This window comes from Methylocaldum sp. RMAD-M, from assembly GCF_017832375.1.
GTDB lineage: Bacteria > Pseudomonadota > Gammaproteobacteria > Methylococcales > Methylococcaceae > Methylocaldum.
This window is the reverse complement of sequence record NZ_JAFIBZ010000004.1, coordinates 108517-125717: the sequence shown is the minus strand read 5'-3', so window position 1 is coordinate 125717 and position 17201 is coordinate 108517. Positions and strand designations below refer to the sequence as shown.

14 protein-coding genes and 1 riboswitch are annotated in these 17201 nt (G+C 59.0%); of the genes, 11 read left to right on the top strand and 3 right to left on the bottom strand.

Annotated elements, in window-relative coordinates:
• Positions 1 to 61 precede the first annotated feature (61 nt).
• The 4 genes from minC to JOD69_RS05680 all read left to right on the top strand — a co-directional run bounded on the left by minC (position 62) and on the right by JOD69_RS05680 (position 4165).
• Positions 62 to 799, top strand: coding sequence for a septum site-determining protein MinC (minC, locus tag JOD69_RS05695; protein ID WP_086133009.1), 738 nt, complete (start codon positions 62 to 64; stop codon positions 797 to 799).
• 29 nt (positions 800 to 828) lie between these two features.
• On the top strand, positions 829 to 1638 hold the full coding sequence (gene minD / locus JOD69_RS05690) for a septum site-determining protein MinD (RefSeq protein ID WP_077730955.1): 810 nt from the start codon (positions 829 to 831) through the stop codon (positions 1636 to 1638).
• 2 nt (positions 1639 to 1640) lie between these two features.
• Positions 1641 to 1919 (top strand): cell division topological specificity factor MinE, encoded by a 279-nt coding sequence (gene minE, locus JOD69_RS05685; RefSeq protein WP_077730956.1) that lies wholly within the window; start codon positions 1641 to 1643, stop codon positions 1917 to 1919.
• Positions 1920 to 2476: 557 nt separating this feature from the next.
• Entirely contained in the window at positions 2477 to 4165 is a 1689-nt protein-coding gene (locus tag JOD69_RS05680) for an AarF/UbiB family protein (RefSeq protein WP_077730957.1), read from the top strand.
• A 112-nt stretch (positions 4166 to 4277) separates the two neighbouring features.
• On the opposite strand, the gene JOD69_RS05675 is transcribed toward JOD69_RS05680, so the two are convergent.
• Both JOD69_RS05675 and thiC read right to left on the bottom strand, forming a co-directional pair.
• Positions 4278 to 4676, bottom strand: coding sequence for a hypothetical protein (locus tag JOD69_RS05675; protein ID WP_086133010.1), 399 nt, complete (start codon positions 4674 to 4676; stop codon positions 4278 to 4280).
• A 218-nt stretch (positions 4677 to 4894) separates the two neighbouring features.
• Positions 4895 to 6769, bottom strand: a complete 1875-nt coding sequence (gene thiC, locus JOD69_RS05670; protein ID WP_086133011.1) for a phosphomethylpyrimidine synthase ThiC — start codon at positions 6767 to 6769, stop codon at positions 4895 to 4897.
• 57 nt (positions 6770 to 6826) lie between these two features.
• Positions 6827 to 6975: riboswitch (TPP riboswitch) on the bottom strand.
• A gap of 149 nt (positions 6976 to 7124) precedes the next feature.
• Between thiC and JOD69_RS05665 the strand changes: the two genes are divergently transcribed.
• Positions 7125 to 7304, top strand: a complete 180-nt coding sequence (locus JOD69_RS05665; protein WP_133716295.1) for a hypothetical protein — start codon at positions 7125 to 7127, stop codon at positions 7302 to 7304.
• Positions 7305 to 7331: 27 nt separating this feature from the next.
• Here the strand turns inward: JOD69_RS05665 and JOD69_RS05660 are convergent, their stop codons facing one another.
• Positions 7332 to 7757: a hypothetical protein gene (locus JOD69_RS05660; RefSeq protein ID WP_086133012.1), complete on the bottom strand. Its 426-nt coding sequence runs from the start codon at positions 7755 to 7757 to the stop codon at positions 7332 to 7334.
• 560 nt (positions 7758 to 8317) lie between these two features.
• Here JOD69_RS05660 and JOD69_RS05655 point away from each other — a divergent pair.
• The 6 genes from JOD69_RS05655 to JOD69_RS05630 all read left to right on the top strand — a co-directional run bounded on the left by JOD69_RS05655 (position 8318) and on the right by JOD69_RS05630 (position 17072).
• Complete coding sequence (locus JOD69_RS05655) at positions 8318 to 10564, top strand: CHASE2 domain-containing protein (RefSeq protein ID WP_086133013.1); 2247 nt, start codon at positions 8318 to 8320, stop codon at positions 10562 to 10564.
• Between the two features lie 274 nt (positions 10565 to 10838).
• Positions 10839 to 14186: a tetratricopeptide repeat protein gene (locus tag JOD69_RS05650; protein ID WP_086133014.1), complete on the top strand. Its 3348-nt coding sequence runs from the start codon at positions 10839 to 10841 to the stop codon at positions 14184 to 14186.
• 273 nt (positions 14187 to 14459) lie between these two features.
• Positions 14460 to 14690, top strand: a complete 231-nt coding sequence (locus JOD69_RS05645) for a hypothetical protein (RefSeq protein ID WP_086133015.1) — start codon at positions 14460 to 14462, stop codon at positions 14688 to 14690.
• 33 nt (positions 14691 to 14723) lie between these two features.
• Positions 14724 to 15353: a hypothetical protein gene (locus JOD69_RS05640; protein WP_086133016.1), complete on the top strand. Its 630-nt coding sequence runs from the start codon at positions 14724 to 14726 to the stop codon at positions 15351 to 15353.
• Positions 15354 to 15906: 553 nt separating this feature from the next.
• A complete protein-coding gene (locus tag JOD69_RS05635) occupies positions 15907 to 16158 on the top strand; it encodes a hypothetical protein (RefSeq protein ID WP_086133017.1) in 252 nt (83 codons plus the stop codon).
• 248 nt (positions 16159 to 16406) lie between these two features.
• Positions 16407 to 17072 carry a Crp/Fnr family transcriptional regulator gene (locus JOD69_RS05630; RefSeq protein WP_139840984.1) on the top strand — a complete coding sequence of 222 codons (666 nt, stop codon included), beginning with the start codon at positions 16407 to 16409 and terminating at the stop codon, positions 17070 to 17072.
• Positions 17073 to 17201: the final 129 nt, after the last annotated feature.

Genomic DNA, 17201 nt, shown 5'->3' with positions numbered 1-17201 from the left:
TTTAAGGGAGTGATAGAATGCGCCCATCGCAAATTCCGCCGATGAGCCCCGCCCAATCAGGATGCCCGTCAAGTCTAACGAACAGTCGGCCCGGTCCGTTTCGCTCGAAATCAAATCGGGTTCCATTACGCTGCCGATCCTGAAGCTTTCGAACAGCGACAACGCGCTTGTCGCCCAACAGCTCAGAGACAAGATCCGGCAAGCACCGGAATTTTTCCGTAACGCCCCGGTGGTGATCGATCTCAGCGACCTTCCCAACAACGCCTATGTCGATTTCTTCGATTTGATCGACATCCTGCACGATCATCATTTGGTTCCGGTCGGCACCCGCGGCGGAAGTTCAAGGCTGCAAGCGGCGGCGCAAGACGCGAAACTGGCCATATTTCCGGAACATAAGCACGAAACCGTCGCCGGACCAGCGCCTGCGCCTTCCGCTTCGAAATCCTCATCGCGCGCGACGGCCAAGCTGCCGAGCGGAAGCAAACTGATCGAGCAGCCGGTCCGTTCCGGGCAGCGGATTTACGCCTCCGGCGCCGACCTGATTGTTCTGTCCCAAGTCAGTCCCGGGGCGGAGGTCATGGCGGACGGAAATATCCATATTTACGGCTCACTCCGCGGACGTGCATTGGCGGGGGTACAGGGAAACCTGGATGCGCGGATTTTCTGCGCGGACCTGCAAGCAGAACTGATTGCCATCGGCGGACACTACAAGATCAGCGAAAATTTGGACGAATCCATGCGCGGCAAGCCGGTGCAAATTTATCTGCGCGACAGTTCGTTAATCATCGAAAACCTGTAAACAAAGCTTTTTGAATCTGGAGAGCACGAGTGGCGAGAATTATCGTTGTGACTTCCGGAAAGGGGGGTGTTGGCAAAACGACCACCAGCGCCGCCGTTTCCATGGGATTGGCGTTGAAAGGCCACCGCACCGCTGTCATCGATTTCGACATCGGGCTGCGCAACCTGGATCTCATCATGGGGTGCGAGAGACGCGTGGTCTATGACTTCGTGAACGTCATCAATCAGGAAGCCACCTTGAATCAGGCCCTGATCCGAGACAAACGCTGCGAGAACCTTTACATTCTGCCCGCTTCGCAAACCCGCGATAAGGATGCGCTCACCCTGGATGGTGTCGAGCGAGTTCTGAACGAGTTGTCCGAAACCTTCGAATACATCGTCTGCGACTCCCCCGCCGGCATCGAACGCGGCGCGAATCTGGCGATGTATTTTGCCGACGACGCGATTGTCGTCACCAACCCGGAAGTTTCTTCGGTCCGCGACTCGGATCGCATGCTGGGCATACTCGCCAGCAAGTCCCGCCGCGCCGAACAGGGACTCGAACCGATCAAGGAATATCTCCTCTTGACCCGCTATTCCCCGCAACGGGTCAAACTGGGCGAAATGCTCAGCGTGGACGACGTACAGGAGATTCTCTCCTTGCATCTGCTCGGCGTAATACCGGAATCGAAAGCCGTGCTCAGTGCATCCAACGCGGGAACGCCGGTCATTCTCGACGACAAGAGCGATGCCGGCCAGGCATATGCCGATGTGATACGCCGGTACTTAGGCGAAAATGTCCCCCATCGCTTCCTCGAAGAGGAAAGGAAAGGCTTGTTCGGTCGGCTGTTCGGGGGTTAATTATGGGACTCTTGGATTATTTTCGAAGTTCTCGGCCGTCGAGTGCGGCTATCGCCAAAGAGCGTCTTCAGATCCTGGTGGCGCACGAACGCTCGCAGCGCTCTCAACCCGAATATCTCGCCGCCATGCAAAAGGATTTGCTGGAAGTGATCCGCAAATACGTGAACATAGACCAAAACGCCATCACGGTTTCCATGGAACAGGATGAAAACCGCGAGATTTTGGAACTCAATATCGTCCTGCCCGAAGATAACGAGCGCAAGCGAAGTCCACGGCGCTGAATGACACGCCATAATGACCCTCAGCCAAGCGTCGACGCCGCTGCCGACGAAAGCTGAATGCGCCCCGACGCGCAGCCGGGAAACCGACCTAGATAGGTACGATGTCCAGCAGACGCTCGGCTGGCTGGCGCGATAAGCCAATCGTGTAACATAAGGTAAGAAATATCCCCCTTGGCAACCGATCTAAGGGTTCGGCGAGCGAATCGGCGTCCGCAGCGGGATGGGCATCTCTGGCGCTCCCAGAGATGCCGTTTGCGATTGGAAGGGGCGCTTCGGTGCTCCAATCGCAAACGGCCTGGCCGGGAGCGCCGGCCAGCCCCTTCCCGAAGCGACCGTTTGCGATTGGAAGGGTCGTCCGGGTGCTCCCCGGATGACGTTTGCGATTGGAAGGGTCGTCCGGGTGTTCCCCGGATGACCGTTTGCGATTGGAGGGTGTAAGGAATGCGGGCTAGGATAGCGGCGTTCAGGCAGCCCGCCACACAACCGCGCTCGTCGAATTCCGTCGCGGCGATCGGCACGGATTTTGAGCGTTTCCTCCAATAGCGAATCATTCGACGATGATACTTGAAACTCTGAGTGCAATGCGTGATCTCGGGCGATTGCACGACATCGCGTCCATCCTGATCCGCTATGGTTTCGGCGACATGGTCAAGCGCCTGGGACTCGAGCGGCTGCTGGAAAAGGCCGGGCGGGCGCTCAACTGGACCCGCTTCGAGGAGCTGCTTCGCCTCGATCCGCCGCAACGCGTGCGCAAGGCCATGGAAGAGATGGGGCCGACCTTCATCAAGTTCGGCCAAATCCTTGCCACTCGCGTGGACTTGTTTCCACCGGACTGGATCACGGAATTCGAAAAACTGCATGACCGGGTGCCGCCGCTTCCTTTCGAGAAACTGCGATCGCAGATCGAGGAAGATTTGAGCGGGTCGGTCAGCGAAGTGTTTGTCGAGTTCGACGAAACGCCTTTGGCCGCCGCCTCCATCGCACAGGTCCATCGAGCCCGTCTTCCCGACGGTCAACAGGTGATCGTCAAGATTCGCCGCCCCGGTATCCGCCCGACCATCGAAGCGGATTTACGCCTGCTCGAGCGTCTGGTTGGAATCGTCGAGCACGAATTCCCCGACGTCAGTCGATTCCATCCGCAAGAAGTACTGCGGCAATTCAAGATCTCCCTGCGCAACGAGCTCGATCTGCTGACCGAGGGACGGAACACCGAGCGGGCCGCCGATAATTTCGCGGGCGACCCCACGATCGTGATCCCCAAAGTTTACTGGGAATACTGCGGCGAGCGGATCAATGTTCAGCAATATATCGAAGGGATAGCCGGACGGGATCTCAAGGCGCTCGACGCCACGGGACTCGATCGCAAGATTCTGGCTCAACGCGGCGCGGACGCCGTGCTCAAGATGGTATTGATCGACGGCTTTTTCCATGCCGACCCACACCCCGGCAACTTTATTTTTCTACCCGAAAACAGGCTGGCTTTCATCGATTTCGGCATGGTCGGCTCGCTGTCGGAATCGCGGCGGGACCAAGTGGTGGACATGCTCAATGCCATCGTGGTCCGGGATGCCGCCACGGTGGTGGACGTATTGCTGGATTGGGCAGGCGAAGCCGCGCCCAGCACCGAGCGACTGGTCGCCGAAGTGGGCATGTTCATCGATAAATATCACGGTGTCGCGCTCAAACAGCTCCGTCTGGGCGACATGCTCACAGAAATGACGAGTCTGATGCGGGACCACCAGCTTACCCTGCCGCCAGATTTGACCATGCTGTTCAAGGCGCTGATCACACTCGAGGGTACCGGACGCCAGCTCGATCCCGATTTCGACATCGTCGCGCAAGCGACTCCGCTATTGCAGCAAGCCAGCGTGCTTCGGTACCACCCGGACACACTGCTTCGAAAAGGCCGGCGCAATCTGGCCAGCCTGATGTCGGTCCTGAGTGCCCTGCCGCAAGACATCCGAAGACTAATGAGGCTCCTCCGGAGCGGAGCCGTCAACGTTCACGTAGACCTCAGCCAGTTGGACCGTTTCGGGATGCTCATGGACCGGGCCGCCAGCCGATTAACCGTAGGCATGGTGACCGCTTCGCTCATCATCGGATCGTCCATCGTCATGACCGTCAGCGGCGGCCCCACCCTGTTCGGCCTGCCCGCCCTCGGCGTTTTGGGGTTTACCGCCGCCGGCATCGGCGGATTATGGGTGCTGATCTCGATTTGGAAAACCTCGCGCAGAGGGGAAAGATAGCCTCGAATCGGTTCTTAGCGCAGATTTTCGTCGCGCCGCCGGAGACCGCCCGCGGCGGAATCGCCGTCGCGATCCGCTCGATCCCTGCAGGCGGGTCTTCGTTCTCCGAGGCTTATTGGTGGTGTACCGGACGCGGCGCGCTGGGAGCGGTGGTCGCGGCTACATCGTTCTCGATGATGGTGCGGTCGTCGATCTTCAGAAGGGTGATGCCCTGATCCATGATGTAACGGCATTCGGCGCGTTTCGCCGAGCCGACGTTGTTCCAGATCAAGGTGACGTATTTAACGTGATCGCTGTCGGATTCGGACGGGCTGTAGGGATGAGTGCCGATTTCACTCTTTACCGCCTCGGTGCATTTGTCCAAAGCCAAACTGCTGAGCAGGTTCGATGTTTGCAGGAAGGCGCCTTGCATTTTTTCCTGCTGAGTTTCGCGCGTCGTGCCGACGATGATAAAACCGACGATCATGACGATGGCGAACCCGATTGCGCCTTTGACGACGTTCGATTCCATGATTTCCTCTCTTTTCTTATGGTTGGAAACGCAGGCGACTATAGCAAAAATCACGATACATTAGGTCACCTGCCGTCAACTCAACCGCCGCCTCGATAAAATTTTTCTGCGCGGCACGGCACTGCTATGGGGCATCAGAGAGGGGACAGCCTGCAACCGCGTATTGCGACCGCAGGCGAGCGTCACCACGATATGAGCAAGATTCCATTCGGCAACGGTCACGCCTTACGGTAAATCTCCGCCCCGCTCTTCACGAATTCCTCCGCCTTCTCCTCCATGCCCGCCGTCAAGGCCTCGTTTTCCTTGAGTCCATGGGTTTGCGCGTAATCGCGCACGTCCTGGGTAATCCGCATCGAGCAGAAGTGCGGGCCGCACATGGAGCAGAAATGGGCCAGCTTGGCGCCTTCCTGGGGCAGTGTTTCGTCGTGGAATTCCAGGGCCTTTTCCGGGTCCAGGCTGAGATTGAACTGGTCCGCCCAGCGGAATTCGAAACGCGCCTTGGACAAGGCGTTGTCGCGAACCTGAGCACCCGGATGGCCCTTGGCGAGATCGGCGGCGTGGGCGGCGATCTTGTAGGCGATGATGCCGTCGCGGACATCCTGCTTGTTGGGCAGTCCCAAGTGCTCCTTGGGCGTGACGTAGCAGAGCATGGCGGTTCCGAACCAGCCGATCATGGCGGCGCCGATGGCCGAGGTGATGTGATCGTAGCCCGGCGCGATGTCGGTGGTGAGCGGCCCCAGGGTGTAGAAGGGCGCTTCCCGGCAAAGTTCCAATTGCTTTTCAACGTTTTCCTTGATCATGTGCATGGGCACGTGGCCGGGGCCTTCGATCATGGTCTGCACGTCGTGTTTCCAGGCGATTTCCGTCAGCTCGCCCAAGGTTTTGAGTTCGGCGAACTGCGCCTCGTCGTTGGCATCGGCGATGGAGCCGGGCCTGAGGCCGTCGCCCAGGCTGAAGCTAACGTCGTAGGCTTTCATGATCTCGCAGATTTCCTCGAAATGCGTGTAGAGGAAATTCTCCTTGTGATGGGCCAGGCACCACTTGGCCAGGATCGAGCCGCCGCGCGACACGATGCCGGTCACGCGTTTCGCGGTCAGCGGGATATACCCGAGGCGCACGCCGGCATGGATGGTGAAATAATCCACGCCCTGCTCGGCCTGCTCGATCAGGGTATCGCGGAAGATCTCCCAGGTCAGTTCCTCGGCTTTGCCGTCCACTTTTTCCAAGGCCTGATAAATGGGTACCGTACCGATCGGCACCGGCGAATTGCGGATGATCCACTCGCGGGTCTCGTGGATGTTTTTGCCGGTGGACAAATCCATCACCGTGTCCCCGCCCCAGCGGATCGACCACAGCATTTTTTCCACCTCTTCCTCGATCGAGGAGGTGACGGCCGAGTTGCCCAGGTTGCAGTTGATCTTCACCAGGAAATTGCGGCCGATGATCATCGGCTCGGATTCCGGATGATTGATATTGGCCGGGATGATGGCGCGGCCGCGGGCGACTTCGTCCCGGACGAACTCCGGGGTGATGACCTTGGGGATGGACGCGCCGTAGGATTCGCCCGGATGCTGGAGCTTGTACATCTCGCTGACCGCTTCCAGGCGCTGATTTTCGCGGATGGCGATGAATTCCATTTCCGGCGTGACGATGCCTTTCCTCGCGTAATGCATCTGAGTCACGTTAGCCCCGGTTTTGGCCCGGCGCGGCCGGCGGATATGCTCGAAGCGGAAATGGGCGAGAGCGGGGTCGGCCTGGCGCTTCCGTCCATACTCGGAACTCGGCCCGGAAAGCTCCTCGGTATCGCCGCGCTCCCCGATCCAGGCTTCGCGCAAAGGCGGCAAGCCCAGACGCAGATTAATACTTACTTGCGGATCGGTATAAGGCCCGGATGTGTCATAGACATAAATCGGCGGGTTCTTTTCGGCGCCGAAACTGGCCGGAGTGTCGGATTGAACGACCTGGCGCATGGGCACGCGGACATCGGGACGGCTGCCCTGGACATAAATCTTTTCTGAAGCGGCGAACGGCCGTATGGAAGCTCGTTTGGCGGTTACTGCTTCATGCAGGAATTCTTCGGGAAATGCGCTCATCGCTTTCTCCTGGTTCAAAAACGGAAAAAGGGGGCGCAGGCAAGACGGGTCCATCGCCAGGCTCAGGACAGGCTTTCCTACGCCGGTGTTAACCGGATCAGGTTCGAAGGGTGTTTCTCAGCCCTGCGGGACACGGTCGTCGGTGAGCCGGTTCGCAAATGATCGACCACGCCGAGAACGGCAGCAGGGCACCCCCAGCCTTACGGATATGGGGCTAAGCTAAAGCATGAAAGGGGATTTGGCAAGGCAGGGGGCCGCCGAGTGCGAGGCGATCGGAGCGTTTCGATTCTTCCGCCCATCGAGCGGATTTATCTGCCGAAATGAATGGCGTACGCAGATTGCCAAGGAGGTACCGATGGAAACGGTAATCAAAAATGTCATTCGCATGTTTAACGGATATGGCTATGCCGTTGCGGGCGTCGTGATCGGCTTTTTCGACGATCCCGCCCAGGCACAGGCATGTGCCTTTCAGATCATTAATCTGACCCATTACGAAGTCGACGTTTTCGGAAGTCAACTGATCATGGTGCTTTGAGCGTGGAGACAGGGTGCTCCGCGGCCCCTACCAGCTCTGAATGGCGGCTTGCGACCGTCTCGGCCGTCCGAGCGCAAACTGTCGGTATATGAACCAGAATCGCCACACGGATTCCGGAATTTCCGGCAGAGTGTGATGCCGCAGTCCGGAATCGAATAGCGCTCGCGGCTCGAACGCATCGTACGACCGCAGATCGTCAGCCGTGAGCCGGCCGGCGCGAAACGTGTCGGGAGATACCGGGGCAATGAGCAAGCGCCCATGTTTGAGCTCCGGCTCCGTCAGCGCCAGCAGCAGTTTCCCGTTGACCGCATCGGCACCCTCGATCAGGCGCCCCTCCGCATCGCACCAATACCCGCCGGTCTCGAGGGGAATATCGGTGGAACCTTCGAAACGCAAGCGAAACGTATAAATCTCCAGGTCCGACGCCCTTTCATTATGCGGATTTGTCTTCATCGGCCGGGGCCCCTCCAACGTTTCGTAGATGACTTAGGCTAGGACGAAGCAAACGATAATTCCGTGACGTATTTCCCAATTTCACTCCGTATAATGTAGCCGGCTCCGGGAACTAGCCCGCATTGCTCACACCTTTTCGTAGCGAGGGCCTCGAGACGCCGCTGTGGCGCGCCGCACGGACTGAGCGACGGCGAAGGCGTAGCTGACACTACGTCGAGATCGCGAACGATGCCCGTCCTGAGCTTAGTCGAAGGGCGGTTCGTTCCTCACGGCATCCTACTGCCTCTGTTTGCGATTGGAAGGGTCATTCGGGTGCTCCAATCGCAAACGACCTGGCCGGGAGCGCCGGCCAGCCCCTTCCCCGGATGACCGTTTGCGATTGGAGGGTGTGAGAAATGCGGGCTAGTGCCGGCGGGACCGTGGACTGTTCTGGACAGTTCCCCCCAACCGGCGAAGGATTCTTGCGATCAGGACGGATTCCTTTCAGGATTTGTTGTAGTGACATCAGCCAATAACCGTTCCCCTCGTCAAAGTGCGAATCACGGGACTCGAAACACCTTATGAGCATTCGTATCCGCCTGGTGCTTGAGGGCCTTCGGCGCGTCCGAGCGCCGCTTCTGATCGCGCTCAGCGGTTTAATGCTCGGCGTCGTACCCGCACGGACACAACTCGAACAGGAATTCGATCTCGGCCTGCTTTACCGTCTGAGAGGCGCAGAAAAACCTCCCGAGGATATCGTGATCGTCGGCATTGATCACGAGTCCGCGTTGCGCCTGCAGACGCCGAACGATCCGCAGTCATGGCCTCGTCGGCTCAATGCGCAGGTCATTCGGAACATTCAAGCATCCGATGCCGAACTGCTCGCGTTCAATGTGTTTTTTTTCAGTCCGGCGTCCGATCCGGACGACGACCGGGACATGGCCGACGCCATGCGCCGGATGGGACGCGTCGTACTGACCGATTACGTCAAGCCGCGCCAGGTTTCCGAGGGCGTATACCTGGAATCGGTGGTACATTCCACGGACCAATTGGCCGATGCGGCTCTGGCGACCGCGCCGTTTCTGCTGCCGAGGGAGGACAATGGGATAAACCGCTTTCTCACCTTCTTCGGAGAAGAAGGTCAGGCGACCTTGCCCACCCGGCTGTTGTTGGCCCATGCCTTGCTTAAGGCCCGTGACGATTTGTTACGCGTTTTCGGGGAAGCCGCACCGGGCGCCGCAGACTTCCTCAAAAATCAGCCGACCGAGCGGGAGCAATTCGATACCTTGCAGAGGGAACTCACCGCACTGCTCCAATCGCGGTCCGATCTGCTTCCAATTCTCGAAGAGACCCTGCAGCAAAGACTCATACCGGAAAAAACGCGCCTGATGCTGCGCGCCCTGTTCCGTGTTCATGAAAACGGGCGGTCGCGTTATTTCAATCACTACGGACCCACTCGCACCTTTCCGACCATTCCCTATTACAAACTTGCCGAGTCGTCATCCGAAGAACTCTTGAAGTCGCTCGGGGGCAAGATCGTCCTGATCGGGTATCTCGAGGATTTTCAACCCGAATATACCGAAGGTCTGTTCAATTCACCGTACTCCACGGTCAGTTCGGTGGAGCTGGCGGCGACGGCGCTGGCCAACCTGCTCGAAGACAAATCGGTGCTGCCGGCGCTTACACCGCTGAAGGAACTCATTTGGCTATTCCTTTGGGGACTTGCGCTCGGTTCATGCGCTCAACTGCTCTCGATTCAAAGGGCTATGGTCTTTATCGCGGCGCTGAGCGGCGGGTATTTGTTGACGGCATGGGCGCTATTCCGCGCCGACGGCTTGTGGCTGCCCCTGTTCATCCCGCTGATTTGGCAGGCACCGGCAGCCGTAATGAGCAGTGTGCTCATTAGCCACCTACGGCGGGTTCGGCGCGAGGAAAAAATGCAGTCGGTGATCGAGCGTTTCATTCCGGTCGACGTGTTCAGCCAGCTCACCCGCGATGAGGACATAAAAGCATTGCCGTCGTACGGACGTTTGACCCACGGCATCTGCCTCGCCACCGACGCGGGGCGCTACTCATCCTTGGCCGAGACCATGGAGCCGATGGCTCTCGCCGATCTTATGAACGATTATTACCGGGTCATCTTTCAGCCCGTGGCGCGGCACGGGGGTTGGATCTCCGACGTAATCGGGGATGCCATGCTGGCGATTTGGATCACCGAGGGAGACGATTCCGAAACGAGGCGCAACGTGCTGCAGGCCGCCTTGGAAATCCAGCAAGCGGTCCGCCGGTTCGAACAAACTCATGGGCTCGATTTTCCGGTGCGGATCGGGATTCACTGCGGCGAGCTCCGCATAGGTTATATCGGCACCGACAGCCGCGGCGAAATCCGGGCGGTCGGCGATACGGTCAACATCGCCGCGCGACTGGAAGCCTTGAACAAGATACTCGGCACCGAAATCCTGGTGTCGGAAGCGGTGCTGGCGGACATTGCCGAGATCCGGGCCAGACGCTTGGGACAATTTCTCCTGGCCGGAAAAACCAGGCCGGTATCCGTAGCGCAGTTGATTTCTCCCTCGGAGCCGGAAATGTCCCGCTGGCAAGAACTCAATGCCCGGTTTCAGATTGCCCTAGGGCACTTCGAGGCAGAGCGGTGGCCCGAAGCCTATGCCGCTTTCAATCAGCTTGTCCTACAATTACCCGATGACGGACCGGCCCGGTTTTATCTTAAAACATGCGAGACGCGTCTCGGGGGAGCGCATTCGGCCGGCGGCCGGCCGCTCGGCATTCGCATCGAAAAATCGGACTCGGCCCGTCCGTTGACCAAGTGACGCGGTAGCGACGCAATGGGTTTTTAATCCACCAGGCAGGCAACGGCGTTTAGACGTAGGTCGGCAATCCCTTGCCGACAAACCGCCGTTTGCGATCGGGAGCACGGTATTCGGTGCGCAAGGGTGTGATTCAGGCCTACGCCGTCCTTGGCTTCCGGACTCCTGCGGAAATGACGAAGCAGGGCTTAACATAACGGCATTGGGGGCCACCTGGGGGACCGGAGCACATGCGTAAGTCCATTAACAATAACTCAAAAATACTTTTCGCAGCTCGATGCACATATCTGCCAAATTGTTCCTGACGATCGCTGCCGCACTCGTCGCAAGCAATCCCGGTATCGCCGCCACATGCGAACAATGGGCCGCCCGCCTGGTGTCGGCGCAGGGCCAGGTCGAGATCCAGTCCTCGGGAAAGCCGTCATGGGCGCCGGTGGAGGCCGAACAGGTCTTCTGTCCCGGCGACAAAATCCGAACCATGATTCGCAGCCGCGCATCGCTGCTACTGCCGAATCAAACTTATATTTCGCTTGATCAGGACACCACCGTGGTGTTTTCCAAGGTGAAGGCGGAAGAGCCGTCCTGGCTCGAGCTGCTTACCGGCGCCTTGTATGCCCGCAGCCGAACGCCCAAGCCCCTCGATATCCGGACCCCATTCATCAACGCCGCCATCAAAGGCACCGAGTTCCTCATCAAGGCAGGACCGCAGGGCGGCCAGGTCACGGTATTCGAAGGAGAGGTGGAAACCTCGAACGCCGAAGGACGAGTCGTGCTCAAGGACGGCCAGACCGCCGTCGCTGCACGCGACGAGGCGCCGCGCCTGGCATTGGAGATGCGTCCGGAAGACGGCGTCCAGTGGGCGCTTTATTTCCCGCCGCTGGTGGATTACGCCGCCCTGCAGGCTCGAGTCCGCGATCCGGCCATCGCCGAGGGCATCCGCCTTTATGCCGACGGCGACATCGCCGGAGCCCTGGCCGCGCTGGACCGCGTGCCGGAAGCCAGCCGCGACGCCGATTTCGCCGCCCTGTACGCCGGTCTGCTGCTGAGCGTGGGGCGGGTGGACGAAGCGGAACCGCTGCTGGCCGTGTATATGGGCGAGAAAACGCCCGCGCCCATCGACGCCTTGCGCTCGGTCATCGCCCTGGCCCGCAACCAGAAATCCGAAGCGCTCCGATTGGCAAATGCCGCGGTTCAAACCGATCCCGCTTCGGCTCCGGGCTGGATGGCGCAATCCTACGCGCGCCAGGCCGATTTCGATCTCGAAGGCGCGCTCGAAAGCATCGACCGCGCGGCGCGCCTCGACAGCAACGACGCCTTGGTCCAAGCGCGCCGGGCCGAACTGCTGGCCGGTCTCGGCCGCTGGTCGGATGCGAGGAAAGCGGCCGAAAACGCGGTCCGGATCAACCCGCGCAATCCCCGCGCCCATGTCGTCTTAGGCTTCGTCGAGCTCATGGACGGGGACACGTCCGAGGCGCTGGCGAGCTTCCGCAAGGGAGCCGAGCTGGATTCGGCCGATCCCCTGGCCCGCTTCGGCTCGGGGCTTGCTTTGGTCCGGCGGGGCGAGCTGAAAGAGGGCACGGCGGCCATCGAAACCGCCGCCAGCCTCGACCCCAGCGACGCCCTGATCCGCAGCTATCTCGGCAAGGCGTATTACGAGCAAAAGCGCAACGCGGTCGCCGAAAAGCAGTTCGATCTCGCCAAGACCTTCGATCCCAAGGACCCCACGCCCTGGTTCTACGAGGCCATCAAGAAGCAGACCGAAAACCGGCCGGTGGAAGCGTTCAAGGATCTGCAACGGGCGATCGAGTTGAACGACAACCGCGCGGTCTATCGCTCCAAACTCGCCCTGGACGACGATCTGGCCGCCCGCAGCGCCGCCCTGGGTCGTATCTATACCGATCTCGGCTTCGGCCAGCGGGCCGTGGTGGAAGGCTGGCGCTCGCTCGGCATCGAGCCGGGCAATTATTCGGCGCACCGGCTCCTGGCCGACACCTACTCCTCGCTGCCGCGGCACGAAATCGCCCGCGCCAGCGAAGTGCTGCAATCCCAGTTGCTGCAACCGATCAACACCACGCCGATACAACCCCATTTGGCCGAGGCGCGGCTGCTGATTCCGGACGGGGCGGGACCTTCGCGGCTCTCGTTCAACGAGTTCAATCCCATGTTCACCCGCGACCGCTTCAGCTTCCAGGCCTCCGGCATCGCCGGCAGCAATGACACCTTCGGGGAAGAGCTGGTCCATGCCGGGCTGTGGGATAACTTCTCCTACAGCCTCGGCCAGTTCCATTACGAAACCAACGGCTTCCGCAAGAACAACGACCTGCGCCAGGACATCTACAACGTCTTCGCCCAGGGCATGATCAGTCCCGGCCTCAGCCTCCAGGCCGAATACCGTCATCGGCATCTGGAGCACGGCGATTTATTTTTCAACGGCGACCTGGAGGCTTTCGACGACACCTTCAAGCGCGAGCTGACCACCGACACCGTGCGGACCGGCCTACGTTATTCGCCCACAGCGAACTCCGACCTGATTTTTTCGGCCATGTATCTGGACACGTTGCGGAACCACGCCCAGCAGATTCCTTTCGGGCTCCCGGTAGATTTTTCGATAACTGCAAGTCAGCGCGGCTTCATGGGCGAAGCCCAATATATCTACCGGCGCGATCCCTTCGATCTGATCCTGGGCGGCGGCAGCCGAGATATTTCCGCCGACGTGTCCAATGACTTCAGCTTTTTCGCACAGCGGATTGCCTACGACATCCGGCACAGCAACGCGTATCTCTATTCCCATATCCGGTTTCCGAGCGCCATGACCTGGACGCTGGGGGTCAGCTACGACTCGTCCCGAAATCAATGGGTCGGCGATTTCGACCAGGTCAACCCGAAACTTGGGCTGATGTGGGAACTCACGCCCGACACCACCCTGCGTCTTGCCGCATTCCGTACATTCGACCGCGGCATCGAGGAAGACGTGACCATCGAGCCGACCCAAATCGCCGGGTTCAACCAGTTCTTCGACGGGCTGCCCGGTACGGATGCCCGGCGTTACGGAGTCGGCCTGGACCACAAGTTTTCGTCCCATCTTATGGCCGGCCTGGAAGCCTCGTTACGCGACGTCATCGTCCCTTTGCCGCTGGGTATCTCGTTGGATGCGCCGACCTTTATCTCGAAACGGGAAGAAATGCTGTACCGCGCCTACGGCTACTGGGCGATCAGCGATGATTTCGCCGCCAGCCTGGAGTATCAGTTCGATATATTCACAGATGCGACTCACCATGAAACGATCTACCAGAACCATATCGTTCCGCTCAGTCTGAGCTATTTCCATACCTCGGGCCTGTCGAGCTCCGTCACGGTCACCTATGTCAATCAGGAAGCCTTCGAGGGCAAGGACGAGTCCTTTAAGGGCCATGACGACAACCAATTCGCGTTGCTCGATTTTTCCCTAAGATATCGTTTACCTTATCGCTACGGTACGGCAGGATTCGTCGTCAAGAACCTGCTGGATCAAAGATTCGATTTCCTGGGGCAGAACGCCTTCGGGGGACGAACGGGGCGCCTGGAGGAAACGCCTCTGTTTATTCCGGAAAGGACGATGTTTTTTCAACTCACGCTGGCATTCTGAGGACGCCATGGCGATATCCCGGAATGCACGCCAAACTGGGAGGGACGTATGAGTAATCAGGCACCAGAACAACAAAAAGGCAACGCGGCTTGGGAACTGGCTAAGCGGTACAAAACGCCGCTCATAGCAGGCGGCGCCGGCGGCGGCGGGCTGCTCTATGCTGCGTCGCAATGCAGTTTCCTTTGCCCGACTGGATGGTGGTGGTCTATCGGAGCCTTTAGTTGCATACCCTGCTGAACTAACCGGGAGGGTGCGCTACGCGCACCCTCCATCTTGCCGCCGAATCCGCCCGCCGATATCGGCTCCAACATCCGCCACCTGTCGGCCATGTCATCCACATCCTACAAAAAAATCAGCCGAGGACTACAAGCCTTTTTGCCTCAGTTGCATGAAGATACACCGGGTTACATCCCGCCGAATCGCGCGACCACCAGCCGCCGGCAAGCCTTCACCAATCAGTCCGATAACAACACGCAGAAAGGATTCACTCTCAAGGTTTTTTGAACACTTCATACCAACTGATTTGGGAGAACTTGAATGTTGTGGAATCGACATCATCAGGCATTGTTAGGTTTGTTCGTGATTTCGATAGCGATAGCGATCGCACCTGCCGCGCAGGCGGCGGACGGCACGTGCGGCATCGATAGCTTGAAAGGCCGCTACGGCTTTCAGGCGTCCGGCCGAGTGGAAGGGCCGACCAAAACGAAGTCCGGGCTCGATTTTTCCGATAAGCAGACGGTTCATTTTGCCCAGATGGGCACCATCGATGCGGACGGCGAAGGCCATGCCCTCATCACAATGACATCGACCAGCGATAGACCCAAAGGCAGCGCCGTTTATACCGTCAACCCCGATTGCACCGGCACCATCCGCTACTTGCTGGGCGATCCCGAGGCCGACGCGGCCGAGAACGGTCCAGGCTATGCCTTCGTCCTCAAACCCGACAAAACCTTCAGCTTCATCAGCACTATCACCAACATGGTCTTGACCGGCTCCGCCTGGCAAATCACCGATGCCACCAACGAACCGGTCCCGGACGGAACGGCAAACGCAACGGGCGGCGCCGGCGGCGGGGGGCTTCTCTACTATGCCGCAGTGCAATGCAGTGTTATTTGTCCGAACGGGTGGTGGTGGTCTATCGGAGCCTTTAGTTGCGTACCGTGCTGAACTGACCGGGAGGGTGCGCCACGCGCACCCTCCGTCTTGCCGCCGAATCCGCCCGCCGCTCCCCGAACCGCAAACCGCCCACCCCGGCTTCTTCCACCCGCTCTCCAAACTCCCCCGGTTTTTGTAGGTCGGCAATCCTTTGCCGACGTTAACCGGTCGGCCGGCGCGTTCGTCGGCAAGGGATTGCCGACCTACGACTGTGCCTCCCTGTAGGTCGGGAATCCTTTCCCGACACAAAACCGTCGACCAGCGCACTGTGTCACCCTGTAGGTCGGGAATCCTTTCCCGACGTAACGGGTCCGCCCGCAGCCTACGACTACTGTCATTACACCGAAAACGCCTCGCCCCCTAGACCTCCGAGCGCACTGCACCAAAAAGGGGAATATTTCACAGAATTCCGTTCTCCGGGCGCGTAAGTTGAGTCTAGTTCCCGCAAGAACATCGGCTCATTCCGAATGGACGATATGCGCGGTTCCGTTCCGCGTCTTCGGACGAGCATTTTGAAAATATCCGACACGATCAGCCTGGGCGATCAACTCAAACGAATAGGCTTATGACATACATGGTTCAAAGAGGCTTTGCCGGACGCTCCACCAGGCTTCTCTATATCGGCATGTCGGTGATAACGACGATCTTTGCCTTCATATTGGCCCTGGTGCTGTTCGTCTTTCTTCCGCGGGATAACTTCGAAACGTCGGCGCGTACGAAAGAACGTTCATCCTCCGGAGTAGTCGTGAACGCCACCGGAATCGATAATCCGGCGAAAGCCGCACTCCCCGAAAAACCGGAATCGGAAAATGAATGAATTCGCTAAGGCTGTGGCCGGCGGAGCTAAACGTACAGGCAGTCCAACCGTCCTCCGCCTTAGATAATCCGATTACGCCTCCGAGGCGACTCTTCGGGACCGAAATTCAGCGCCGGTCCCCTTTTTTTGAGGCCAATGGATCGAATATAAACTAACATTTAGATCTATCGCCCGTCGCACCGTACCTCGAAACTCGAAAAACGACGGGAGAGATCGAGTGTTTTCGTTTTCTTCAGTTGAACGCGATTGTGTCGAAAGAAACGCTTCAGGGGTTAAAAAGCGTCCCCTATTTTTCCGAAGTGCCCGACACCGCTCTGGCGGAACTGGCTTCCTGCGCGGCCATAAAAAGCTATCCCAAGAATTCGATCATCATTCGCGAGGGCGAAGAAGGCGGAGCGCTGTTCATTATTTTGTCCGGCAAGGTGCAGGCTTATCTGAGCAGCGCAAACGGGCGCATGGTGATTCTTTCGACTCAGGGTGCGGGCTCGTTTTTCGGGGAGCTGTCCTTGCTGGACGGCGAACCCCGTTCGGCTTCGATAACCGCCCTGGAGCCAACAGTGTGCAGCCTGATTCCGCGGCTCGCATTGAAGACTTGGCTGAAAAGCCATCCGGACGCCGCATCCAGCATCATCCGGAGCCTCACTCAGCGGATCCGCAGTTTGACCGAGAACGTTCGAGGGCTCGCGCTGTCGGATGTGTACGGGCGATTGGTTAAAACCCTTTACGACATGGCCGTCGAGAACGAAAACGAATGGATCATCCGGGAAAAGCCGACCCATCAGGATCTGGCCAACATCATCGGCTGCTCGCGGGAGATGGTCAGCCGGATCATGAAAGATTTGGAACGCGGCGGCTATCTTTCCGTAGAACGCAAATTCATTCTCATCCGGCGCAAGTTGCCGGCATCCTGGTAACGGAATCGGCGGCCTTCGGCGGTTATGTCGGCAAAGGATTGCCGACCTACGAACCGGTGCCGCGAAGTAGGTCGGGAATCCTTTCCCGACGCCACGGCTGGCCCACGGCTTTGTCGGCAAGGATTGCCG